Origin of the sequence: Streptomyces sp. NPDC001315, from assembly GCF_042896175.1 — a bacterium.
Classification (GTDB): Bacteria; Actinomycetota; Actinomycetes; order Streptomycetales; family Streptomycetaceae; genus Streptomyces.
Map to the genome: position 1 here is coordinate 146,455 of NZ_JBIAWZ010000003.1, position 22,937 is coordinate 169,391.

Genomic DNA, 22,937 nt, shown 5'->3' on the forward strand with positions numbered 1-22,937 from the left:
CCACCGGCTGCCGCCAAGGCACCAAGCGCCGTCCCCATCACCGCGCCCCCACCAGCAGCTCCGACTCCGCCTCCCGCCGCACCATCCTGCGCAGCGGCCCCGCCACGGCGGCCAGTTCCGCGTAGGACCCTCGCTGCACCACTCGCCCCTCGTCCAGTACGAGGATCTCGTCCACCGCCTCGAGGCCGGCCAGCCGGTGGGTGATGAGCAGGGTCGTACGGCCCTCGGTGGCGGCCAGCAGATCGGCGGTGAGCGCGTCGGCCGTAGCCAGGTCGAGATGCTCGGCGGGCTCGTCGAGCACGAGCACGGGAAAGTCGGCGAGCAGCGCACGGGCCAGCGCGAGGCGCTGCCGCTGCCCGCCGGACAGCCGGGCCCCGTGCTCGCCGATCAGCGTGTCGAGCCCATCGGGCAGGCTGTCCGCCCAGTCCAGCAGCCGGGCCCGGCCGAGCGCGTCACGCAGGTCGTCCTCGGTCGCGTCCTTCCTGGCGAGGAGCAGGTTCTCGCGTACCGAACTGTCGAAGAGGTGCGCGTCCTGCGCGCACAGTCCGACGTGCCGCCGTACGTCGTCGCCGTCCAGCGCGGACGCGTCCACCCCGCCCAGCGTGTACGAGCCCGCCTCCGCGTCCAGGAAACGCAGCAGCACCTGCGCGAGCGTCGTCTTGCCGGAGCCGGACGGCCCGACCACGGCGATCCGGCGCCCTTCCTCCAGCGTGAGGTCGACTCCGCCGAGCGCGTCCCGGTCCTGGCCGGCGTGCCGGGCGGTCAGCCCCTTGACGACAACCGGGAACGGCGACGCGGGCGCCTGCCGGGGCTGCTCCGCTTCGCGCACGGGCTCGGGGGCGTCGAGCACCTCGTACACGCGCTCCGCGCTCCTGCGGACCCGCTGCCGGAACTGCGCGGCGAGCGGCAGTCCGAGGACGGCCTCGAAGGCGGCCAGCGGGGTGAGGACGACGACGGCCATCGCCACCCCGCTCAGCCTCCCGTCGGCGACCGCCCGGGCGCCCAAGAGGGCGGCGGCGGCCACGGTCAGGCCGGAGAGCAGCGCGGTGAAACCGTCGCCGAGCGCGGTGGCGGCGGCGGCACGCGAGGCGATCCGGGTGAGCACGGTGTCGGCCTTCCGGGTCTCGGCGGTACGGGCGGGCAGGGCGCCGGCGACGGTGAGCTCCGCCGTGCCGGTGAGCAGGTCGGCCACCCGGATGGCGAGCGCACCTCGGGCCGGGGCGAGCCGACGTTCTGCGCGCCGGGCCACGGCACTGGTCACCAGCGGCACGCCGACCCCGGCCCCGAGCAGTCCGGCCGCGAGTACGGCACCCGCCTCGGGCAGCAGCCAAGCCGTGAAGGCGACGGACCCGGCGGACACGAGCACGGCGGCTCCGGCGGGCAACAGCCAGCGCAGCCAGTAGTCCTGCAGGGCGTCCACGTCGGCGACGAGCCGCACCAGCAGGTCGCCCCGGCGGGTCCGGCGCAACCCGGCGGGCGCCAGTCGCTCCAGCCTCCGGTAGACGGCGACCCGGGTGTCGGCCAGCATCCGCAGCACGGCGTCGTGCGACACCAGCCGCTCGGCGTACCGGAAGACGGCCCGCCCGATCCCGAAGGCCCGCGTGGCCGTCACGGCCACCATCAGGTAGAGCACGGGAGGCTGCTGCGAAGCCCGCGAGATGAGCCAACCGGAGGTGGCCATCAGCCCGACGGCACTCCCGAGCGCGAGGCTGCCGAGCAGCAGCGCCAGCGCGAGCCGCCCTCTCCGGGCACCGGCCATGGCCCGGACGCGAGCCAAAGCACCGTGTGCGCTCGTCGTGGGCCGCGCTTCGGCCTCGGTGGCGAGGGACGTTCCCACGGACTCCGCCGCTGCCGGACGCGCCCCGGCGCCCCTGGCCCCTGCCGCCCCGCGGACCGCAGGACCCGCCTCCTCCAGCCGTACCGCCCGGTCCGCCACGCCCAGCCGCACCACCCGGTCCGCCACGGCCAGCAGCGCCGGCCGGTGCACCACGAGCAGCACGGTTCGGCCCACCGCCAGCCGTCGTACCGCCTCGACGACCTCGGCCTCGGTCTCCCCGTCCAGCGCGGCCGTCGGCTCGTCGAGCAACAGCACGGGCCGGTCCGCCAGGAACGCCCGGGCCAGTGCGAGCCGCTGCCGCTGCCCGGCGGACAGACCCGCACCGTCCTCCCCGAGCACGGTGCCGGTACCGGCCGGGAGGGCGTCGACGAACTCCAGCGCCCCCGCGTCCCCCAGCGCCCTGCGCACCGCGCCATCGTCCGCGTCGGGCCGCGCCAGCCGTACGTTCTCGGCGATCGTCCCTGCGAAAAGGTGGGGTCGCTGCGGCACCCATGCGATCCGGGAGCGCCACTGTTCGAGGTCGAGGCCGGTCAGGTCGGTGCCCCCGACCCGGACCCGTCCCTGGGCCGGCGTCACGAAGCCCAGCAGGACGTGCAGCAGCGTCGACTTGCCCGCACCGCTCGGCCCCACGAGTGCGACTGTCTCGCCGGGTTCGACGGTGAAGGAAGTGTCGGTCACGGCGTCCCTGGACCGCCCGGGATACCGGACCGTCACCCCCTCGAAGGCCATGCCTCCCGTCGGCACGGCGGCCGTTCCCGACACCGGGACAGGCGTCTCCAGCACAGCGAAGATCTCCTCCGCCGCCGCGAGCCCCTCCGCCGCCGCGTGGTACTGCGCCCCCACCTGGCGCAGCGGCAGGTACGCCTCGGGCGCCAGCACAAGGATGACCAGACCGATGTACAGGTCCATCTCGCCGTGGACGAGCCGCATACCGATCGTCACGGCGACCAGGGCCACCGAGAGCGTCGAGAGCAGCTCAAGGGCGAAGGAGGAGAGGAAGGCGATCCGCAGCGTGCGCATGGTCGCCTGCCGGTACTCGCCGGTGATGCGCCGGATCGACTCCGCCTGTGCCTTGGCGCGCCCGAACACCTTCAGCGTCGGCAGCCCCGCGACCACGTCGAGAAAGTGCCCCGAGAGCCGCGACAGCAGCCGCCACTGATGGTCCATCCGGGACTGGGTGGCCCAGCCGATCAACATCATGAACAGGGGGATGAGCGGCAACGTGCCGACGATGATGGCCGCGGAGACCCAGTCCTCGGTGACGATCCGCGCGAGCACCGCGACCGGCACGACCACCGCGAGCCCCAGCTGTGGCAGATAGCGGGAGAAGTAGTCGTCGAGGGCGTCTACTCCCCGCGTGGCGAGGGCCACCAGCGATCCGGTCCGCTGTCCGCTCAGCCATCCGGGACCGAGTGCCGCCGCCCGCTCCAGCAACCGCCTGCGCAGCTCCGACTTCACGGCCGCGCTCGCACGGTGGGCCGCGAGTTCGGTGAGCCAGGAGATCAGGGCACGGCCACCCGCGACGGCCACCAACAGCAGCAGGGGAGTCCGGAGCTCGCCGACCGACATCCCGTGCTGGAACGCGCCGACCACCACCTCGGCGATGAGCATCGCCTGCGCGATGACCAGCCCGGACCCCACGGCACCCAGGCCGACCACCGCCACCAGGAAGAAACGAGTGGCTCGGGCGTACCTCAACAGACGCGGATCGATCGGTTTCACGTGAAACATGCCCTTCGGTCCAGAGGGGTGTGTTTCACGTGAAACACACCCCTGGTCGGACTCAGTGCGCGGCTTCGGCTATGTGCTGCGTGCCGATCCGCTTACGGAAGACCCAGTAGGTCCATCCCTGGTAGATCAGGACGATCGGCGTGGCGATCCCCGCGCACCAGGTCATGATCTTCAGGGTGTACGGACTCGACGAGGCGTTGGTGACCGTGAGGCTCCAGTCCGCGTTGAGCGAGGACGGCATGACGTTCGGGAAGAGCGACAGGAAGAGCATGGCCATGGCGGCCACGATGGTGACGCCGGACAGGGCGAACGACCAGCCCTCACGTCCCGCCTGGTTCGCCACGAGCGCCGCGACGATCGACGCCCCCGCCACGACCAGCGCGACCAGGCTCTCGCCGTCACCGCTGTCGACCTGTGTCCACACAAGGAAGACCAGCGCCAGTACGGCCGACACCAGACCGACCCGGAGAGCCAGCGCCCGTGCCCGTTCCCGGATGTCCCCGACGGTCTTGAGCGCGGTGAACACCGAACCGTGGAAGGTGAACAGCGTCAGCGTCACCAGACCGCCGAGGAGCGCGTACGGGTTGAGCAGATCCCAGACGTTGCCGACGTACTCGAAGTTCTGGTCGATCTTCACGCCCCGCACGATGTTGCCGAAGGCCACGCCCCACAGGAACGCCGGGATCAGCGAGGTCCAGAAGATCGCCGTCTCCCAGTTGCGCTGCCAGTTCTCCTCCGGCCGCTTGGCCCGGTACTCGAAGGCGACGCCCCGGACGATCAGGCAGACCAGGATGACCAGCAGCGGCAGGTAGAAGCCGGAGAACAACGTGGCGTACCACTCGGGGAACGCGGCGAAGGTCGCGCCACCCGCCGTGAGCAGCCACACCTCGTTGCCGTCCCAGACAGGGCCGATGGTGTTGATCAGCACCCGCTTCTCGGGCCGGTCGCGGGCGAGCAGCTTGGTGAGGATGCCGACCCCGAAGTCGAAGCCCTCCAGGAAGAAGTAGCCGGTCCACAGGACGGCGATCAGGACGAACCAGACGTCGTGCAGTTCCATGACTGTGCAGCTCCCTCGGCCTAGTACGAGAAGGCCATCGGCTTGTCGGCGTCACGGGGGTCGCCGCCGATCTTCGTGGGCGGGTTGAGGTCGGCCTCGGTGAGCTCGGGCGGGCCCGCCTTGACGTACTTCACGAGCAGCTTGACCTCGACGACGGCGAGGATGGCGTACAGCGCGGTGAAGACGATCATCGAGGTGAGGACCTCGCCCTGAGAGACGCCGGGGGAGACCGCTTGCCGGGTCTGGAGCACGCCGTAGACGACCCACGGCTGGCGGCCCATCTCGGTGAAGATCCAGCCCCAGGAGTTGGCGATCAGCGGGAAGCCCAGGGTCCAGATCGCCACGAGCCAGTACAGCTTGCTGAGCTTCGGGTTGAGGGCCTTGTTCCTGAAGAGGACCAGATGCGGCACCTCGTCGTCGCCGACCCGCAGGTGCTGGGGCAGCATGAACTTCTTGCGGGTCAGCCAGAGTCCGGCCAGGCCGATGGCGAAGGACGCCATACCGAAGCCGATCATCCAGCGGAACGCCCAGAAGGTGACCGGAATGATGGGCCGGTAGTCGCCGGGGCCGTACTTCTCCTGCTCGGCCTTGTTGGTGTCGTTGATGCCGGGAACGTACGAGCTGAAGTCGTCGTCGGCGAGGAACGACAGTATCCCCGGGATCGAAAACTCGACGGTGTTGTGGCCCTTGCTGACGTCTCCGTAGGCGAAGACCGAGAACGGCGCGGAGTTCTGGCCGTCCCACAGTGCCTCGGCGGCGGCCATCTTCATCGGCTGCTGCTTGAACATGACCTTGCCGAGGGTGTCACCACTGAGCGCCGTGAGCAGTCCGGCGATGACGACGGTGACGAGGCCCAGCCGCAGCGACGTCTTCATCACGGAGACGTGCTTCTTGCGGAACAGATGGAAGGCGGCGATGCCGACCATGAACGCGCCGCCGGTCAGGAAGGACGCGGAGAGCGTGTGGAACGCCTGGGCGAGTGCGGTGTTCTGGGTCAGCACATGCCAGAAGTCGGTGAGTTCGGCTCGCCCCTTCGCCTTGTTGATCCGGTAGCCGACGGGGTGCTGCATCCACGAGTTGGCCGCGAGGATGAAGTACGCCGACAGGATCGTGCCTATGGAGACCATCCAGATGCAGGCCAGGTGGATCTTCTTGGGCAGCTTGTCCCAGCCGAAGATCCACAGGCCGATGAAGGTGGACTCGAAGAAGAAGGCGATGAGGGCCTCGAAGGCGAGCGGTGCGCCGAAGATGTCACCGACGAAGCGGGAGTAGTCCGACCAGTTCATGCCGAACTGGAACTCCTGCACGATGCCGGTGACCACACCCATCGCGATGTTGATCAGGAAGAGCTTGCCCCAGAACTTCGTGGCCCTGAGGTACTTCTCCTTCTCGGTGCGCACCCAGGCGGTCTGCAGGCCGGCCGTGAGAGCGGCGAGCGAGATCGTCAGCGGGACGAACAGGAAGTGGTAGACGGTGGTGATGCCGAACTGCCAGCGCGCCAGTGTCTCCGGCGCCAGAGCCAATTCCACGTCGTCAGTCTCCTTACGTCGCCGTGCTACAGAGGCAGTTTGCCCCATTTTGTTACGCACATCAGCGGAGCAACCGGGACAGGCTTGTGAACGCGTTCACATTCACAAGCAATTATGACGCATGGCCGTTCGAAGCCGAAGAGGTGGGGGGTCTCTTGGCGCGGAGGCCGCGAAGAGGACTACTACGACACGGGCGTCCGTTCCACGTGGAACGGACGCCCGGTAGGTCGTCGCACTGTTTCTTTGCGGAGCCCTACAGCTCCTTCCGGAACCCTTCCGTCACCTTCAGGAAGATGTCGTTCGCCTCGTTCTCCCCGACCGTCACCCGCACGCCCTCGCCCGGGAACGGCCGGACCACGACGCCCGCCTGCTCGCACGCCGCCGCGAAGGCAACCGTGCGCTCGCCCAGCCGCAGCCACACGAAGTTGGCCTGGGTCTCCGGGACGGTCCAGCCCTGGGCGCGCAGCGCGTCGACCACGCGCGTGCGCTCGCACACCAGGGAGCCGACCCGGCCGAGCAGTTCGTCCTCGGCGTTCAGCGAGGCGATCGCCGCGTCCTGCGCGAGCTGGCTCACACCGAAGGGCACCGCCGTCTTGCGCAGTGCCGCCGCCACCGGCTCATGGGCGATGGCGAAGCCGACGCGCAGGCCGGCGAGACCGTACGCCTTGGAGAACGTGCGCAGGACGCAGACGTTCGGCCGGTTGCGGTACAACTCGACACCGTCCGGCACCTCGATGTCGCGGATGAACTCCCGGTACGCCTCGTCGAGCACGACCAGCACATCGCTGGGCACCCGGTCCAGGAAACGTTCCAGCTCGGCCCGCCGCACCACCGTGCCCGTCGGGTTGTTGGGGTTGCAGACGAAGATCAACCGGGTGCGGTCGGTGATCGCGTCCGCCATCGCGTCCAGGTCGTGCACGTCGCCCGGCGTCAGCGGTACCTGCACCGACGTGGCACCGCTGACCTGCGTGATGATCGGGTACGCCTCGAAGGACCGCCAGGCGTACATCACCTCGTCGCCCGGTCCGGAGGTCGCCTGGACCAGCTGCTGGGCGACGCCGACGGAGCCGGTGCCGGTGGCCAGGTGGGAGACCGGCACGGCGAAGCGATCGGCCAGCTCGTTCATCAGGGCCGTGCACGCCATGTCCGGGTAGCGGTTGAAGGCGGAGGCCGCGGCCGTCACGCTCTCCATCACACCCGGCAGTGGCGGGTAGGGGTTCTCGTTGGAGGACAGCTTGTACGCCACCGGTCCCTCGGCCGCGGCGGGCTTGCCCGGCTTGTAGGTGGGGATCCCCTCCAACTCGGCGCGCAGCTTGGGGCTCGTCTCGCTCACCGCAGTCCTCCTCGTGACCACCACCGCTTCCAATACTCATCACCTTATGAGGATTCGGCGCGGCTGCGTACCGGTGGTCCCCAACCCGTCGGCACGCCGACCCGCCTCCAGGTTCACCTCATTCGCCACACCAGCATCAGGGGCATCGCCGCATGAAGGCGCATGAAGGCGCACGAACCACGGGGCGCGTCGTACATATATCTACGCGCCGGTAGCTCACGCCGTGGCGCGCATCCCCCGTGAAGGTGAGTTGAGACCTCTTCGAGACATCGGACACTTGGCAGGTCCGTGCCTGCCGACAAGTCACGTATCGGCATTGAATCATCCAACTGGCTTGTTTTCTAAGGCCGTCAGCCACAAATGACCATGCAAAAACGTGCCTGTCAACGCATGCATATGCGTCCGCCCTACCCCACCGCATGAGCCCTACTATCGGCTCGCCATGACAGCAGCAGGGAAGCACCAGGTGAGCCGCGCGGAAACCTCACGCCGAGGCAGCCGGCCGGGCCGGGCGGGCATCAGGGATGTGGCCGCCGCCGCCGGAGTCTCCATCACGACCGTCTCCGATGCCCTCAACGGCAAGGGCCGGCTCCCCGACGCCACCCGACGCCATGTCCGCGAAGTCGCCGACCGACTGGGCTACCGCCCGTCGGCCGCGGCCCGAACCCTCCGTACCGGCAAGTCCGGCCTCATCGGCCTGACCGTGACGACGTACGGGGATGAACCTTTCACTTTCACCGAGTTCGCGTACTTCGCGGAGATGGCCAGAGCCGCCACCTCCGCCGCGCTCGCCCGCGGCTACGCCCTCGTCATTCTGCCCGCGACCTCGCGCCACGACGTGTGGTCGAACGTCGCCCTGGACGGCACGGTCGTCATCGACCCCTCCGACCAGGATCCGGTCGTCAGCGAGCTGGTCCGCCAGGGTTTACCGGTCGTCTCCGACGGCCGCCCGGCCGGCTCGCTCCCGGTCACCGCATGGGTCGACAACGACCACGAAGCCGCCGTCCTCGGCATCCTCGACCACCTGGCCGCCGCGGGCGCCCGACGGATCGGCCTGCTCACGGGGACGACGACAGACACGTACACCCACCTGTCGACCACCGCGTACCTGCACTGGTGCGAGCGCGTCGGCCAGGATCCGGTGTACGAGGCCTATCCGGCGCACGACCCGTGCGCGGGCGCCGTCGCCGCCGACCGACTGCTCGCCCGGCCCGACCGCCCCGACGCGGTCTACGGTCTGTTCGACCCCAACGGCACCGACCTGCTCGCCGCCGCCCGCCGCTACGGGCTCCGCGTCCCGGACGACCTGCTGCTGGTCTGCTGCAGCGAGTCCACCGTGTACGCCAACACCGACCCGCCCGTCACCACGCTCTCCCTGAAGCCGCGCCGCATCGGCACGGCGGTGGTCCAGCTCCTCATCGACGCCATCGAGGGAGTCGAGTCGGACCGACCGGTCGAGCAGGTGATACCCACCGAGCTGATCGTGCGTACCTCGTCGCAGCGACGGCCGCCACGCACGACGATCAGCCCGCCGAGGGCTCCCGAGAAGGGGTAGGGCGGCGACTGCGGGGCGCGCCGGGGCGATCGGGGCCTCGGCCGTGGCGCGCCGCGCCGGGGGCTGGGCATCCGGCAGCAGCGGGGCTCGGTCGGCGCCACATCGGGCCGAGGAGGCGGCCGGGTCCCGGGCGGGTGAACATGGCTCCGTCCCCGACAGGGGGAAGCAAGCGGCGGCCCGGTTGACGGAAACGCCCCCGGATCCGGTCCGCGGGCAGCCCGAACCCGATTGACGGGGGCAGGCCGGGCCGGACCCTTCGTAGGACATAGCTGTGAAATCGGTGCCCGGCTTGCCCGTCGGCCGGTCGATGCCCGCGTCAGCAGGTGGTCGAAGCCCTGCCCAATCGGGGCGAAAGCCGCGGTGAACCGGAGTCTCGCTCTGATTCACCACCCCTGGGTCATCACACGGCCCGATCCGCATTCCTATGATGGGCCCACGGCACCCCGGGCCGCTGCGACCAGGCAGTCCGAAGCGGTGCAGATGCGGCGCGATGGTGGAGGGGTCTGATGACTCAGGGGGCCGGTCAGGGACCCGAGGTGGAACGGACGGCGACGTTGCGCGACTTCCGGGTACCCGCGTACGTCCATGAGACCGGTCCGTACGCCCACAACGCTCACCCCGGCGAGTCCGCCACCCCCGTCGAGGATCCGGTGGAGCTCCCCGAGGGGTACACACCCACCCAGCGCGACCTGCCCGTCATCAACCGGGGTGACACCCTTCAGGTGGCCGTCGAGCCGGCGGCGGCGGTCCCGCAGCCCGCAGTCGGCCCGGGCCCGCTGTACGTCGTCGGCGACGTGCACGGCTATCTCGACGAGCTGGTGGCCGCCCTCCAGGCACAGGGCCTGATCGACTCGGCGGGCCAGTGGTGTGCGGGCACCGCTCGGCTGTGGTTCCTCGGCGACTTCACCGACCGCGGGCCGGACGGCATCGGCGTCATCGACCTCGTGATGCGACTGTCCGCAGAGGCCGCCGCGGCCGGCGGCTACTGCAAGGCCCTCATGGGCAACCACGAACTGCTGCTGCTCGGCGCCAAGCGGTTCGGCGACACCCCCGTCAACTCCGGTGCGGGCACCGCCACCTTCCAGGCGGCCTGGCTGCTCAACGGCGGCCAGAAGACCGACATGGACCGCCTCCAGGACCACCACCTGCAGTGGATGGCCCGCCTCGACGCCGTCGAGGCGGTCGACGGCCACCTGCTCGTCCACTCGGACACCACCGCCTATCTCGACTACGGCGACTCGATCGAGGCGGTCAACGACACCATCCGCGAGACCCTCACGCGCAACGACCCGGACGAGGTCTGGGACCTGTTCCGCAAGTTCACCAAGCGCTTCTCCTTCCGCGACGAGGGCGGCGCCGACGCCGTGCGCTCCCTGCTCGATACGTACGGCGGCACCCGCATCGTTCACGGCCACAGCCCGATTCCCTACCTGCTGGGCGAGGTCGGCTCCGAGGACGACGAGGACGACACCGGTCCCGTGGTCGACGGCCCGCACGTCTACGCCGAAGGCCTGGCCATCGCGATGGACGGCGGCGTGACCATGGCTGGAAAGCTGCTGGTCCAGCAACTGCCGCTGACTGCCTGAACGTTCACCGGACATATGTCCGACCGTAGGCGTCCGCGCAGGCCGGCACCCAATTCTGGAAACCCCCTGTCACCCTGAGCCGTAGCCGCTCTACTATCGGCTTATCCGTAGCAGGCTCCCCTCCGTTTCTGCCCGACGGCTCGTCGCCATGCGAGCCTCAAGCCCTACGGAGCATCGGGGGATGCACATGAACAGCGTTCCGCAGCACCTGCTGAGCGAGGACCGCCAGGAGTACGAGCGGATCCTCGGTGAGGTGCTGCGCTCCGCACCAAACCGCCCGGAACTGGCCGCTGTCGGACAGCGGCTCAACTCCGAACAGCTGCGCACCATGGCGCTGAACGCCACCGTACTCATCACGGCGGCGGCGGCGACCGAGTACCAGCATTACGTGAAGGTCCGCGAGGAACTGCGCCAGCCGGCGCCGTCCACCCCATCGTCGTCCGTGCCCGAATCCGGCTCCGCGGAGCCGGGCGCGAGTGCACTGGGGCTCGCCGCCACCATGGGGGAGGTCGCCGAGACCGCCGGGGCGGGCGCCGTCGCGGTCGTCGCGGTCCTGGCCCCCGTCCTCGCCGGAACCGCCGCGGCGATCTTCCTGCTCGTGGGCTATCTGCTGAAGATGCTCGACCCCGAGCCGGCATTCGCCCAGACCATGATCACCGCCGGATGGGTGTTCGGCGCCATGACGGCGGCCGCGATCCTTGTCGCCACCGTAGGGCTGCTGCTCACCGCGCTGCGCAACCGGCCCTCGCTCGATACCGGACCACAAGCCGAGCTGAACGAGGAAGTGGCCCGGGCCAGGGAAGCCTGGCGCGAGGCCCTGCTGGAACGGGGCATTCTGCCGTTCCTGCGGGAGGCACTCGCCCAGCCCGGCACGACAGCCGCCGGGCGGCGTACGCCCCCGCCGACGCCGACGGGTCGCATGCCGCGCCTCGGCTACGACCGTCCGGGCTTCACCAGCCCCGACGACGGTCCGGGCGCAGGCCCGCGCCCGAGCTACTCGAGCCCGGACTTCACCAGCCCGGACTTCGGCGGACCGGAGCACCAGCCGGATTAGTCCCTCGGCTTGCGCCCCCGCAGGGAAGGCGCAGGCCGGGCAACCGGCCTCCACACCAACGACGGACCCAAGCAGGGGTGGCTGACAGAACATCCGGTTCCGCCTGTCCCGCACCCCACCGCGGGCGGTCCGAGCCTCCGCGCCGGCCCGCGGCGACGGTGCTCAAGCCAGACCACGCGAGCCGGACGGCCCCGGGAGTCACAGCACCCGGGACCGCCACCGCCGTCAGTCCGCGATCGGCAGGTACACCGAGGCACGTCATTGCTCGGCCGATCGCCACCGTCGCCTGCCGAGTGGTGCACGCTCATGCCGACGGCGGCTTCAGCTTCTCGGCGACGTCCGTCGCGGCCCGTACGAACTCGCGGACGCGCTCTGTCGTGTTCCCCTCCAGCCAAACCGGCCCCCGTTCGATCTGCTGTGCGTCATGAATGGGCACATAGGAAACGTCAGGCCGAGGGTAGTAACGGCGGGCATGTTCTCCGACCGGAAGGACGCCCCTGCCCATCGCAACCAGCGTGAGCATCTCGGAGAACGACTCTCCAGCCGGCCCCTTCGGGACCAGCCTGCCCGACGGGGTGTGGTCCGGTGTGCGATCCCGCTTGAACGCCGCTGAGGTCACCTCCGGGTACTGCACCACGGGGTGTTCCGCGAGCACCTCTAGCGACACCGACTCCTCGCCGGCGAGCGGATGCCCGGCGGCAACGGCGAGTACCCGCTTCTCCGACAGCAGTACTGGCCCACGGGCCATTCCGTCGAACGGGTACGAGGCGATGAGAACGTCGACCGAGCCGTCGAGGAGGCTCGCACGGGAGTTGGACAGCTGAACCTCTCTTACAGCGACCCTGCAGTCGGGGTGTCGTTCGCTGAACAGAGCGACCGCTTTGAGGAGTGCAGGTGCCGTCAGCTCACCGAGGAAGGCGACCCGTAGTTCTCCCGTGACACCACGGCTGGCATCGGCGGCTCTTCGGACCGCGGCCGCCATCCCGGCGACCAGCGGCACCAGGTCGTCGGCCAGCTGCCGCCCTGTCGCGGTGAGTCGAACGGTTCTACTGGTCCGCTCGAACAGCATGCCGCCGATCCGCCGCTCGAGCTTCTTGATCACCTGGCTGACCCGCCCGGTTGTGACGTGCAAGCGCTCGGCGGCACGGCCGAAGTGCAGCTCCTCGGCGAGCGTCAGGAAGATCTCGATCTCCACCCGCTCCAGCATGATCCCCCCGGCGTTTAATCAAGCTCAACGATCGTATTCCGATCCTGTCTTGATGGCGGATTTCCCCCAGCGGATCGTAAGAGGCGTCCGCCTGCACGCCACCCTTCCAAGGAAGGCCCCCTATGAACGCCTCGGACATCACCACCTATCCGGCCGGGCTCGACGACGAGCCGCGGGAAGCCGGCGAGCATCTGCGCACCGTCATCGACGCCGCCCTGCCGAAGGTGAAGGCCTTCGACCATCTGGTCCTCAACGTCGGAGATGTCGAGCGGTCCCTGGGCTTCTACACCGGGCTCCTCGGGCTGGATCCGGTGCGTGTGGCCGAGTGGCGGGCCGGCAAGATCCCGTTCCCCTCGGTGCGGATCACCCCTGAGACCATCATCGACCTGGTCAGCCGCCCTCGGGGAGAGTCCAACGTCGACCACATCTGTCTCACCGTGGAACCGCTGGACTGGGACGAATTCATCAAGTCGGGAGCCTTCACCGTCCTCGAAGGCCCGGTTCAGCGCTTCGGCGCACGCGGCACCGCCACGTCGGTCTATGTCCGGGACCCGGACGGCAACACCGTGGAACTCCGCTGGTACCCGCAGGACGCCACAGCCTGACCGCGCTCGGGCTCCCGGTCCGGGTAGGCAACGCCCGGACCAGGAGCCGCGGAACGAACTCAATCGGCCGCCGGGCCGCGTCAGTCCGCCATGGGCAGGTACACCCTGTTACCGCTCGCCGCGAACTCCTTCGACTTCTGGAGCATCCCCTCAGCGATCTCCTCGGGAGACGCCCCCTCTGTCGCAGCACCACCGAACCGCTCTGCGATGCTTTGGCTGATCTTCATCGAGCAGAACTTCGGCCCGCACATCGAGCAGAAATGGGCCGTCTTGGCGGGTTCTGCCGGCAGGGTCTCGTCGTGGAACTCCCGTGCCGTGTCAGGGTCGAGGGCGAGGTTGAACTGGTCCTCCCAGCGGAACTCGAAGCGGGCGTCGGACAGCGCGTCGTCCCATTCCTGCGCACCTGGGTGCCCCTTGGCGAGGTCGGCTGCGTGGGCGGCGATCTTGTAGGTGATGACGCCGGTCTTGACGTCGTCACGGTTGGGCAGGCCCAAGTGTTCCTTGGGCGTGACGTAGCAGAGCATCGCCGTGCCCCACCAGGCGATCATCGCGGCACCGATGCCGGAGGTGATGTGGTCGTACGCCGGCGCGACGTCCGTCGTCAGCGGGCCGAGCGTATAGAACGGAGCTTCATCGCAGATCTCCTGCTGAAGGTCGATGTTCTCCTTGATCTTGTGCATCGGGACGTGGCCCGGGCCCTCGATCATCGTCTGAACATGGAAACGCTTCGCGATCCGGTTGAGTTCCCCGAGCGTCCGCAACTCCGCGAACTGAGCCTCGTCGTTGGCATCCGCGATCGATCCCGGCCTGAGGCCGTCGCCGAGCGAGTACGTGACGTCGTAGGCAGCGAGGATCTCGCACAATTCCTCGAAGTTCTCGTACAGGAACGACTCCTTGTGGTGCGCGAGGCACCAGGCCGCCATGATCGAGCCGCCGCGCGAGACGATGCCGGTCTTGCGGTTGGCCGTCAGCGGCACGTACGGCAGCCGGACGCCCGCGTGGACGGTCATGTAGTCCACGCCCTGCTCAGCCTGTTCGACGACCGTGTCCTTGTAGATCTCCCAGGTCAGCTCCTCGGCCTTGCCGTCGACCTTCTCCAGAGCCTGGTAGAGCGGCACCGTGCCGATGGGGACAGGGGAATTGCGCAGCACCCACTCGCGAGTGGTGTGGATGTTACGGCCGGTGGACAGGTCCATGACCGTGTCGGCGCCCCAACGGGTCGCCCAGGTCATCTTCTCGACCTCCTCCTCGATGGAGGAGGTCACCGCGGAGTTGCCGATGTTGGCGTTGACCTTCACCAGGAACCGCTTGCCGATGATCATCGGCTCGATCTCCGGATGGTTGACGTTCGCGGGCAGCACGGCCCGACCGGCAGCGATCTCCTCACGGACCACTTCCGGCGCCACGTTCTCCCGGATGGCCACGAACTCCATCTCGGGCGTGATCTCGCCGCGGCGTGCGTAGGCGAGCTGGGTGACGGCTCGGCCGTCGCGACTGCGGCGGGGCAGTCGCGGTCGCCCGGGGAAGACAGCGTCGAGGTTACGCAGACCGCCGCGCGGCGAGGTGTGCTTGATTCCGTCGTCCTCGGGGCGCACGGGACGGCCCGCGTACTCCTCGGTGTCGCCGCGGGCGGTGATCCAGTTCTCCCGCACCGGCGGCAGACCCCTGCGGACATCAGTGCCGAGCAGTGGATCGGTGTACGGGCCCGACGTGTCGTACAGCGTGACCGACTGCCCGTTGGTGAGGTGCACCTGGCGGACCGGCACCCGCAGATCGGGGCGTGAGCCCTCGACATACGCCTTGTGCCAGCCCAGCGACTTCCCGGCCTCGTGGGGCTGTTCGCCCTGAACGGAGGCAGGCGTGCGTGCGTCCTTGTTGGTCATGAGACCTACTCCCTACGCCGGCATTACCCGGTAACAGGTTCGGCGGTCGACGCAGCGGTTTCCGTCGGCAACGTTTCATGTGAAACAGCACTCGTTCCACGTGAAACATTGCGAAGACGGACGTCAGCGCCCTCTCAGCCCGGTGCTCCGAGCTCCCGCGTGTGCAAAGGTGCCTCCACGCTAGCGTCATTTGTGGCGCGGTGAACAGTGGGCCTCTGCCGCTCTTGCGATGATCGGTCGGTGACCACGACACACGAGCCCCCGTACCCACCGCCCGAGCCTCCTCCCGGACCGGGCGCCCGCCACGGCAGCGGACACGCCAACGGCCCTGGACACGGCGGTGGTTCTGGCGACGGGCACAACCACGGACATGGGCACGGGCTGGGGAACGGGCACCGGCAGGGACCGGGTCCCGGCGGTCACGGTCCGGGCTCACATGGCGAGCACAGACCGGGCTCAGGGGGCGGGCACGGTTCTGGATCCGGTGGCGAGCACGGTCATTCACACAGTCACGGCCCAGCCGCCCCCGTATCCAAGCACCTGCGCAAGGTCATCGCGGCGATCCTCGTACCCTTCGCGGCGGCGGTGGTGGTGGGACTCGTGGTGCTGTGGCCCGGTGGTACCCCGGCGCACGAACGCACCGGGGTCGGGTTCGACCGGCAGACCCAGCAGGCCACGGTCACCAAGGTGGAGAGCGTGAGCTGCGCGTCGGTGAACGCCTCGGGGGGCACTCCGACCGGCGATACCTCGACCGCCGAGGGCTCATCCGCCCAACAGGAGGCGAACGGCACCTGCAAGAAGGCGACGATCCAGGTCGACACCGGCTCGGACAAGGGCCGTACGTTTACCGAGATCGTCCAGCCGGACCAGACACGGCAGTTGCACCAGGGCGAGAAGGTCGTGGTCGCCTACGAGCCCTCCGCACCGAAGGACCTGCAGTACTCGGTCACCGACGTCAACCGTCGGATCCCGATGACGGTGCTCGCGGGCATCTTCGCGCTCGCCGTCGTGGTTGTCGGTCGGTTGCGGGGCGTCATGGCGCTGGTCGCGCTGACCATCAGCTTCCTGATCCTGAACTTCTTCATCCTGCCCGCCATCCTGCAGGGCTCGAACCCGCTGGTCGTGGCGGTGGTGGGGGCGAGCGCCATCATGCTGATCGCCCTGTATCTGTGCCATGGCCTGTCGGCCCGTACGTCCGTGGCGGTACTCGGTACCCTGATCTCGCTGATTCTGATCGGCGTCCTCGGTTCGCTGTTCATCGACTGGGCCTCGCTCACCGGCAACACCGACGACAACACCGGCCTGATCCACGGCCTGTATCCATCGATCGACATGAGCGGTCTGCTGCTCGCCGGCATCATCATCGGTTCGCTCGGCGTCCTCGACGACGTGACGGTGACACAGACATCGGCGGTCTGGGAGCTGCACGAAGCCAATCCGTCGATGGGCTGGCGTGGGCTGTACCGCGCGGGCATCCGCATCGGCCGCGACCACATCGCGTCCGTCGTCAACACGCTCGTCCTCGCCTACGCGGGTGCGGCGCTGCCGCTGCTGCTCCTGTTCTCGATCGCGCAGAGCAGCGTGGGGACGGTCGCCAACAGCGAGCTGGTCGCGGAGGAGATCGTGCGCACGCTCGTGGGCTCGATCGGCCTGGTCGCGTCGGTGCCGGTCACCACCGCGCTCGCGGCGCTGGTGGTCGCGGCCGACCGGCCGGGCCCGGAAGGCGCCGTCGCGACGGCACCGACGGACGTCCAGCCGGCTCCGGCACGCGGCGGAAGGGGCCGACGGCGCAAGCGGTGACGTATGCGCGGCAACAGACGTACGCCCAGCATCACCCGAACGCCTCGGCCCCCGTCACCCGAACGCCCCCACCCTGGGCGCGGAAACACCTGGGCCCGACCCTACAAAAGCGTTCCTGCACGCCCCCACGCCCTCGCTGAAGCGTCCGAGGTCCCCAGTGCCGTAACGCTTCAGCCCGCGCTCTGCTCCTCCGCCAGGATGCGGTCCAGGGCCTCGTCGAGGTGGGCATCGAAGTCGGCGAGGGAGCCCTCCTGGCCCAGCGGCACCAGCTTGTCGGTGCGGTCGAGAAAGGCCACGAGGGGTGCCGTCGACGAGCGGAACAGCGCCTGGTCGACCCCGACCTGAAGCCGGATCAGGACCTCGCCCAATGAATCCGGTTCGACGGGCGAGACCCGTACATCCCCCTCACCGCACGGCCGGCCCACCCCGTCGATCAGGAGCTCCCGCCCGAAGGCCCAGGTCACCGGGGCGTCGCCGGGAAGGTGAAAGGTCAACCGCACGGCGTACGGATCACAGGACTCGTAGCGCAGCTCCACGGGGATGCGGAAGGAGAGCTCCTCGGACACGAGAAAGCTCATCATGACCTCTGCCTGTACGGACTCGCGCATCGCCTACCCCGTCATATGCCGTCGACTGGCCGGGAATGAACCCCTGACATTTGGTGGCATCTTGCTGAACGTACACGGCAGATCACAAGGAGTGATTTTTCAGATGCTGATAGAGAGCGCGAGTGACCCCAGCAGACGTCCGATCTCGGCCTGCAACTGCTGCGCGGCTGGGAGCAGCCGGTCCGCCTGATGACAAGGCAGCGAAATGGCCATCGTCGCGGCCGCCGCGCCCAGCGTGATCGGAATGGCCGCGCACACCGTTCCCAGCGCGTACTCCTGACGCTCGGTCACCGGTCCCATCCGCCGCATCCGTTCCAGCCGCCGCAACAGAGTGTGATTGTCACGCACCGTGTACGGGGTGAGGGACTGCGCGGGATAGCGGTCCAGATGGTCGCGACGGGCATCGTCGTCCAACTGGGACAGCAGACACTGCCCGATGGCATGCGCGTGCCCGGTCTCACGGAAGTCGGCCCACTCCTCGACAGCCGGATTGGCCGGGGTGTCGGAGACACACATGACCTCGATCTCGCCCTCGCGGTACACGGCGTAGTACACGGGCACACCGATGGAATCGCGCCACTGCGCGAGCGCGTCGACGACCGTGCTGCGACGTTTCTGCGCCGCCCCGCTGCTGCTCAGCCGCTCGGCCGCTTCGCCGAGGAAGAACAGACCTCTGTCGCGGCGCAGATAGCCTTCGTGCACGAGGGTGCGCAGCAGGTGGTAGGCCGTGGGGAGGGCGAGTCCGGTCTCGCGGGCCAGCTGTTTGGCCGGGGCTCCGTGCTCGTGCGCCGCGACGGATTCCAGGAGGCGCATCGCGCGCTGCACCGATCCGATGAGGGTGGTCGTCGCGGAGTGCGGCTGCTCGGGGACCGACGTCGTGGGCGGACGCTGCACCAGAGGGATCGCGGAACGCGACCGTGTGGGGGGTGAATGCGAATCTGCGGATGCGGTGTCAACGGTGGCCAAGGGTCACTCCCGTTGCGCGAGGGGGCAGCCCGTGCGGGGCCACACGGGTGGGGGGTACGCCGCTCGCGGGGGGTCTTCCCCGCGTCGAGTTCCGGACTTTATCCGTCTGCCACCGCTCGCAGACGGGCTGCCCGGGAAACTTCCCTCGCCCGAGGGAACCGGCGATTCCTGTTACCGGTCCCCGGTTTCCCGTTGCCTCACCAGTCGTTGCGCGACGAGGAGCTCGACGTGAACTTCCGCACGACGTAGATCAGTCCGCCGACCAGAGCCACGAAGATCAGCGCCTTGAAGAGCAGGCCGATCACGATGCCGACGACCGTGGCTATGACGCTGCCGAACACGAAGAGGGCGATGACCGGCACCGCGATCCACTTCACCCACCACGGCAGTCCCGCGAAGATCTCTCGCATCGCCCTCGTCCTTTGCTTCTTCGCCCGGTTGTTCCGGGGCCTGTTGATGTCCTGCCTCGATGCTAGGGCCGGGAAGGGGTCCGGCGGGGGCCTCGCATCCCTTGTCCTCCCCTGACCGTTCCCCTAGGGAACCCCGAGACGGGCGCTCAGGCTTCGGGCGGAGAGAAGACCACCAGGACCCTGAGGTCCTCGCTGATGTGGTGGAACTTGTGGGCGACTCCGGCCGGCACGTACACCACGCTGCCGCGCGCCACCTGGGTCGTCTCCGAGCCGACGGTGATCGAGGCGCGGCCGCTCACCACGAAGTACACCTCGTCCTGGTTGTGCGGAGTCTGCGGATCGTGATCGCCGGCATCGAGCGCGTACAGGCCGACCGACATGTGCCGCTCCCGCAGAAACTGCAGGTAGGCACCGTCGTGGGCGGCGCGCTCCGCCTCCAGTTCGTCCAGCCGGAATGCCTTCATCGCTCTTGTCCGCCCTCGCACCACTGCTCGTATCCGATCTCTTCTGCGACGATCAGACACATGAAGAATTTCGTAGTCAAGACGATCGCCAACGCGGGTGCCCTGGCGGTCGCCGTGTGGCTGCTCGACAAGATCACCCTGACCGGTGACAGCACGGGCAAGAAGGTCGGCACGCTGATCCTCGTCGCCCTGGTCTTCGGCCTGGTGAACTTCCTGGTCAAGCCGGTCGTGAAGGTGCTGACCTTCCCGCTGTTCATCCTCACGCTCGGCCTGATCACCCTCGTCGTCAACGCGCTGATGCTGCTGCTGACCTCGTGGGTGTGCGACAAGCTCGACCTGAGCTTCCACGTCGAGGGCTTCTGGACGGCCGTCGTCGGCGGCCTGATCATCTCGGTCGTTTCCTGGGCCCTCAACGTCGTCCTGCCCGACGGCAAGGACTGAGCTCGCGATGCCCTACCGAGTCTGCTTCGTGTGCACCGGCAACATCTGCCGCTCGCCGATGGCCGAGTCCGTCTTCCGCGCGCGCGTGGCGGAGGCCGGGCTCGACGACCGGGTCGAGGTCGACAGCGCCGGCACCGGTGGCTGGCACGAGGGCGACGGCGCGGACCCGCGCACCGTCGCCGTCCTCGAGGACAACGGCTACGGCAGCGGTCACACCGCCCGGCAGTTCCAGGCGTCCTGGTTCTCCCGCCTCGACCTCGTGATCGCCCTCGACTCTGGCCACCTCAAGGTGCTGCGCCGCCTCGCGCCCACCGAGGAGGACACTCGGAAGGTACGGCTGCTGCGCTCGTACGATCCTGCCGTCGACGACGACCTCGACGTCCCGGACCCCTATTACGGGGGCATGGACGGCTTCGAGGAGTGCCTTGAGATGGTGGAGGGGGCGAGCACAGGACTGCTCGCCGCGGTACGAGAACATGTGGAAGGACGGACGGCATGAGCGACTCCGCCAAGGACAAGGGAAGCGGTACGGCGGGTGGCCGCACCGCGGGTGACGGGACGCGCGCGGTACGGGCCGGGCTGCCGGAGCCGGTCAAGCACGAGCCGACGCTGCCGGGGCCGGTCTTCGCCGCCCATTTCCACCTGCCGGGCGACCCCACGGGCCCGTACACCTACGGCCGCGACGAGAACCCGACCTGGACGCTTCTGGAGCGGGCCATCGGGGAGCTGGAGGCGCCGGGCGAGGACGGCGTCGAGACGCTCGTCTTCGCCTCCGGGATGGCCGCCATCTCCTCGGTCCTGTTCTCCCAGCTGCGCGCGGGCGACGCGGTCGTCCTGCCCAGCGACGGCTATCAGGCGCTGCCCCTGGTGCGCTCCCAACTGGAGGCATACGGCATCGAGGTGCGCACCGCCCCGACCGGCGGCGACGCCCAGCTCGACGTCCTCGACGGCGCCAGGCTGCTGTGGATCGAGTCCCCGTCGAACCCGGGGCTCGACGTGTGCGACATCCGACGGCTCGTCGAGGCGGCACACGCGCGTGGTGCCCTGGTAGCCGTCGACAACACCCTCGCGACACCCCTCGGACAGCGCCCGCTGGAACTCGGCGCCGACTTCTCGGTGGCCAGCGGGACCAAGCAGCTCACCGGGCACGGCGACATCCTCCTGGGCTACGTCACCGGCCGCGATGCCGAGGTCATGGCTGCTGTACGCCGCTGGCGCAAGATCGTCGGCGCGATCCCCGGGCCCATGGAGGCCTGGCTCGCGCACCGTTCGATCGCCACGCTCCAGCTGCGCGCCGACCGGCAGAATGCCTCCGCCCTCACCCTCGCCGAGGCCTTGCGGAAGCGGCCCGAGGTGACCGGGCTGCGCTATCCGGGGCTGCCCGACGACCCGTCTCACAAGATCGCTTCGCAGCAGATGCTGCGCTTCGGGTGCGTGGTGTCGTTCACGCTGCCCACACGCGCGCGTGCCGACCGTTTTCTCGACGCGCTGCGGCTCGTGGACGACGCGACGAGCTTCGGCGGGGTGCGTTCCACGGCCGAGCGGCGGGGGCGCTGGGGTGGCGACGCGGTGCCGGAAGGTTTCATTCGCCTGTCGGTCGGTGCCGAGGATCCCGCGGACCTGGTGGCGGATGTGCTGCGTGCGCTGGAGGAGTCGGCAGACTGACCGGTTTACGGACGCCGCCGGTGTCCTGCTACGTACAACGGACGGTCCGAGCCTCCCCCCTCGTGGCTCGGACCGTCCTCGGTTCCGCGCGCCGAGAACCGCGCGAACAAGGCTAGTTGACTCTGTGTCAGTGTCCAATCACAGTAGCGACAGAGACCTATCGACATATTTATAGTTGGGGCCGGCCGGCACTTGGAGCAGGGCAGCGAGAGGGGAGGGCGTGGCGTGGATCTCGCCTTGCTACGCACCTTCGTGACCGTGCACCGCGCCGGATCCTTCACCCGCGCCGCCGCTCTGCTCGGACTCTCCCAGCCGGCCGTCACCTCCCAGATCCGCACCCTGGAACAGCAAGTAGGCCGACCCCTGTTCCTGCGGCAGGCCCGTGGGGTGACACCGACGACCATCGGCGACGAACTCGCCCACAAGGCCGCACCCCATCTCGACGCCCTGGTGGAGATCGCCGAAACCGGGCTGGACGACGAGTCCTCCTTACGCACCCTGCACCTGGCCGGGCCCCCGGAGTTCACCGCCGAGCGGGCTCTGCCCGCGCTCACGGAGCTGACCGGCCACGACGGTCAGAGCCTCACTCTGCGCGCCTCCTTCGGCAATGCCGAAGAGACCCTCGAAGGACTGGCAGCCGGACACCATGATCTGGCCATCAGCACGGCCCGTCCGCGCGGCGCCCTGCTCACTGCGACTCCGCTGTGCGACGAGGAGCATGTCCTGGTCTCCGCCCCGCACTGGGCCGAGCGCATCGGGTCCGGGAAGCCGCGCCGCAAGGGCGCACCCGCCCTGAAGAACCTCCCCGTCGTCGAGGTCCACGAGTCGCTGCCCTTCGTCTCCCGCTACTGGGCCTCCGTCTTCGACTCCCGGCCCGCCACCTCAGGCACCGTCGTCGTCCCCGACCTGCGCGCCGTCCTCGCCTGTGCGTGTGCCGGCGCCGGGCTCGCGGTGCTGCCGCGCTATCTGTGCGCCTCCGCCCTGGAACGCGGTGACGTGGTCGCATTGCACGAACCCGCGGTGGCACCACTGCGGACCTACTTCCTTGTGGTCCGCACCGGAACGCTGGCAATGCCGCATATCGCGCGGGCCCACGAGTGGCTGCAGCGGGCCGCCGCCGACTGGTGCTGAGGCGGATCTTCCGCGATGTCACGGGGAGGGCTCGTTCAATGACGTTTCGCGATGTTTCACGTGGAACCAGCCGGG

19 protein-coding genes and 1 riboswitch are annotated in these 22,937 nt (G+C 69.1%); of the genes, 9 read left to right on the forward strand and 10 right to left on the reverse strand.

What is annotated here, in order from left to right:
- Positions 1-37: 37 nt before the first annotated feature.
- From cydD to hisC, 4 genes are all read right to left on the reverse strand, one after another.
- The gene (gene cydD, locus ACFY16_RS11140; protein WP_390646819.1) at positions 38-3,568 is read right to left on the reverse strand and encodes a thiol reductant ABC exporter subunit CydD; all 3,531 of its coding nucleotides are present in this window, start codon (positions 3,566-3,568) and stop codon (positions 38-40) included.
- Positions 3,569-3,620: 52 nt separating this feature from the next.
- Positions 3,621-4,625 (reverse strand): cytochrome d ubiquinol oxidase subunit II, encoded by a 1,005-nt coding sequence (gene cydB / locus ACFY16_RS11145; protein WP_390646820.1) that lies wholly within the window; start codon positions 4,623-4,625, stop codon positions 3,621-3,623.
- A 20-nt stretch (positions 4,626-4,645) separates the two neighbouring features.
- Positions 4,646-6,154, reverse strand: a complete 1,509-nt coding sequence (locus tag ACFY16_RS11150) for a cytochrome ubiquinol oxidase subunit I (protein WP_390646821.1) — start codon at positions 6,152-6,154, stop codon at positions 4,646-4,648.
- Positions 6,155-6,407: 253 nt separating this feature from the next.
- On the reverse strand, positions 6,408-7,487 hold the full coding sequence (gene hisC, locus ACFY16_RS11155; RefSeq protein WP_390646822.1) for a histidinol-phosphate transaminase: 1,080 nt from the start codon (positions 7,485-7,487) through the stop codon (positions 6,408-6,410).
- Between the two features lie 442 nt (positions 7,488-7,929).
- On the opposite strand from hisC, the gene ACFY16_RS11160 reads away from it, so the two are divergent.
- From ACFY16_RS11160 to ACFY16_RS11170, 3 genes are all read left to right on the forward strand, one after another.
- Complete coding sequence (locus ACFY16_RS11160; protein WP_390646823.1) at positions 7,930-9,042, forward strand: LacI family DNA-binding transcriptional regulator; 1,113 nt, start codon at positions 7,930-7,932, stop codon at positions 9,040-9,042.
- Between the two features lie 506 nt (positions 9,043-9,548).
- A complete protein-coding gene (locus ACFY16_RS11165; RefSeq protein ID WP_390646824.1) occupies positions 9,549-10,628 on the forward strand; it encodes a metallophosphoesterase family protein in 1,080 nt (359 codons plus the stop codon).
- 181 nt (positions 10,629-10,809) lie between these two features.
- A complete protein-coding gene (locus tag ACFY16_RS11170) occupies positions 10,810-11,682 on the forward strand; it encodes a hypothetical protein (protein ID WP_390646825.1) in 873 nt (290 codons plus the stop codon).
- 304 nt (positions 11,683-11,986) lie between these two features.
- Here ACFY16_RS11170 and ACFY16_RS11175 read toward each other — a convergent pair whose 3' ends face one another.
- On the reverse strand, positions 11,987-12,877 hold the full coding sequence (locus tag ACFY16_RS11175; RefSeq protein WP_390646826.1) for a LysR family transcriptional regulator: 891 nt from the start codon (positions 12,875-12,877) through the stop codon (positions 11,987-11,989).
- Between the two features lie 134 nt (positions 12,878-13,011).
- On the opposite strand from ACFY16_RS11175, the gene ACFY16_RS11180 reads away from it, so the two are divergent.
- Entirely contained in the window at positions 13,012-13,494 is a 483-nt protein-coding gene (locus ACFY16_RS11180; protein ID WP_390646827.1) for a VOC family protein, read from the forward strand.
- Between the two features lie 80 nt (positions 13,495-13,574).
- Here ACFY16_RS11180 and thiC read toward each other — a convergent pair whose 3' ends face one another.
- A complete protein-coding gene (thiC, locus tag ACFY16_RS11185; RefSeq protein WP_390646828.1) occupies positions 13,575-15,377 on the reverse strand; it encodes a phosphomethylpyrimidine synthase ThiC in 1,803 nt (600 codons plus the stop codon).
- A riboswitch (TPP riboswitch) is annotated at positions 15,370-15,546 on the reverse strand. (Overlaps the previous gene by 8 nt.)
- A 71-nt stretch (positions 15,547-15,617) precedes the next feature.
- Between thiC and ACFY16_RS11190 the strand changes: the two genes are divergently transcribed.
- Entirely contained in the window at positions 15,618-17,177 is a 1,560-nt protein-coding gene (locus tag ACFY16_RS11190) for a YibE/F family protein (RefSeq protein ID WP_390646829.1), read from the forward strand.
- A 170-nt stretch (positions 17,178-17,347) separates the two neighbouring features.
- Here the strand turns inward: ACFY16_RS11190 and ACFY16_RS11195 are convergent, their stop codons facing one another.
- The 4 genes from ACFY16_RS11195 to ACFY16_RS11210 form a co-directional block, all read right to left on the reverse strand.
- The gene (locus tag ACFY16_RS11195) at positions 17,348-17,785 is read right to left on the reverse strand and encodes an SsgA family sporulation/cell division regulator (RefSeq protein ID WP_390646830.1); all 438 of its coding nucleotides are present in this window, start codon (positions 17,783-17,785) and stop codon (positions 17,348-17,350) included.
- A 99-nt stretch (positions 17,786-17,884) separates the two neighbouring features.
- The gene (locus tag ACFY16_RS11200) at positions 17,885-18,682 is read right to left on the reverse strand and encodes an IclR family transcriptional regulator (protein ID WP_390647238.1); all 798 of its coding nucleotides are present in this window, start codon (positions 18,680-18,682) and stop codon (positions 17,885-17,887) included.
- 266 nt (positions 18,683-18,948) lie between these two features.
- On the reverse strand, positions 18,949-19,161 hold the full coding sequence (locus ACFY16_RS11205) for a DUF5326 family protein (RefSeq protein ID WP_390646831.1): 213 nt from the start codon (positions 19,159-19,161) through the stop codon (positions 18,949-18,951).
- A gap of 146 nt (positions 19,162-19,307) precedes the next feature.
- Positions 19,308-19,625, reverse strand: coding sequence for a cupin domain-containing protein (locus ACFY16_RS11210; protein WP_390646832.1), 318 nt, complete (start codon positions 19,623-19,625; stop codon positions 19,308-19,310).
- Positions 19,626-19,685: 60 nt separating this feature from the next.
- Between ACFY16_RS11210 and ACFY16_RS11215 the strand changes: the two genes are divergently transcribed.
- The 4 genes from ACFY16_RS11215 to ACFY16_RS11230 all read left to right on the forward strand — a co-directional run bounded on the left by ACFY16_RS11215 (position 19,686) and on the right by ACFY16_RS11230 (position 22,862).
- On the forward strand, positions 19,686-20,066 hold the full coding sequence (locus tag ACFY16_RS11215) for a phage holin family protein (RefSeq protein ID WP_390646833.1): 381 nt from the start codon (positions 19,686-19,688) through the stop codon (positions 20,064-20,066).
- 7 nt (positions 20,067-20,073) lie between these two features.
- Positions 20,074-20,565, forward strand: coding sequence for a low molecular weight protein-tyrosine-phosphatase (locus ACFY16_RS11220; protein ID WP_390646834.1), 492 nt, complete (start codon positions 20,074-20,076; stop codon positions 20,563-20,565).
- A complete protein-coding gene (locus ACFY16_RS11225) occupies positions 20,562-21,731 on the forward strand; it encodes a cystathionine gamma-lyase (RefSeq protein WP_390646835.1) in 1,170 nt (389 codons plus the stop codon). Before ACFY16_RS11220 ends, ACFY16_RS11225 begins: the two co-directional genes overlap by 4 nt.
- Positions 21,732-21,956: 225 nt before the next feature.
- Positions 21,957-22,862, forward strand: coding sequence for a LysR family transcriptional regulator (locus tag ACFY16_RS11230; protein WP_390646836.1), 906 nt, complete (start codon positions 21,957-21,959; stop codon positions 22,860-22,862).
- The last annotated feature ends 75 nt before the right edge of the window (positions 22,863-22,937 follow it).

What these genes read in the sequence shown, in the direction of transcription:
- cydD (WP_390646819.1), bottom strand. Translation starts at nt 3,568, where the DNA reads ATGTTTCACGTGAAACCGATCGATCCGCGTCTGTTGAGGTACGCCCGA.
- cydB (WP_390646820.1), bottom strand. Translation starts at nt 4,625, where the DNA reads ATGGAACTGCACGACGTCTGGTTCGTCCTGATCGCCGTCCTGTGGACC.
- ACFY16_RS11160 (WP_390646823.1), top strand. Translation starts at nt 7,930, where the DNA reads ATGACAGCAGCAGGGAAGCACCAGGTGAGCCGCGCGGAAACCTCACGC.
- ACFY16_RS11165 (WP_390646824.1), top strand. Translation starts at nt 9,549, where the DNA reads ATGACTCAGGGGGCCGGTCAGGGACCCGAGGTGGAACGGACGGCGACG.
- ACFY16_RS11170 (WP_390646825.1), top strand. Translation starts at nt 10,810, where the DNA reads ATGCACATGAACAGCGTTCCGCAGCACCTGCTGAGCGAGGACCGCCAG.
- ACFY16_RS11180 (WP_390646827.1), top strand. Translation starts at nt 13,012, where the DNA reads ATGAACGCCTCGGACATCACCACCTATCCGGCCGGGCTCGACGACGAG.
- thiC (WP_390646828.1), bottom strand. Translation starts at nt 15,377, where the DNA reads ATGACCAACAAGGACGCACGCACGCCTGCCTCCGTTCAGGGCGAACAG.
- ACFY16_RS11195 (WP_390646830.1), bottom strand. Translation starts at nt 17,785, where the DNA reads ATGCGCGAGTCCGTACAGGCAGAGGTCATGATGAGCTTTCTCGTGTCC.
- ACFY16_RS11205 (WP_390646831.1), bottom strand. Translation starts at nt 19,161, where the DNA reads ATGCGAGAGATCTTCGCGGGACTGCCGTGGTGGGTGAAGTGGATCGCG.
- ACFY16_RS11210 (WP_390646832.1), bottom strand. Translation starts at nt 19,625, where the DNA reads ATGAAGGCATTCCGGCTGGACGAACTGGAGGCGGAGCGCGCCGCCCAC.
- ACFY16_RS11215 (WP_390646833.1), top strand. Translation starts at nt 19,686, where the DNA reads ATGAAGAATTTCGTAGTCAAGACGATCGCCAACGCGGGTGCCCTGGCG.
- ACFY16_RS11220 (WP_390646834.1), top strand. Translation starts at nt 20,074, where the DNA reads ATGCCCTACCGAGTCTGCTTCGTGTGCACCGGCAACATCTGCCGCTCG.
- ACFY16_RS11225 (WP_390646835.1), top strand. Translation starts at nt 20,562, where the DNA reads ATGAGCGACTCCGCCAAGGACAAGGGAAGCGGTACGGCGGGTGGCCGC.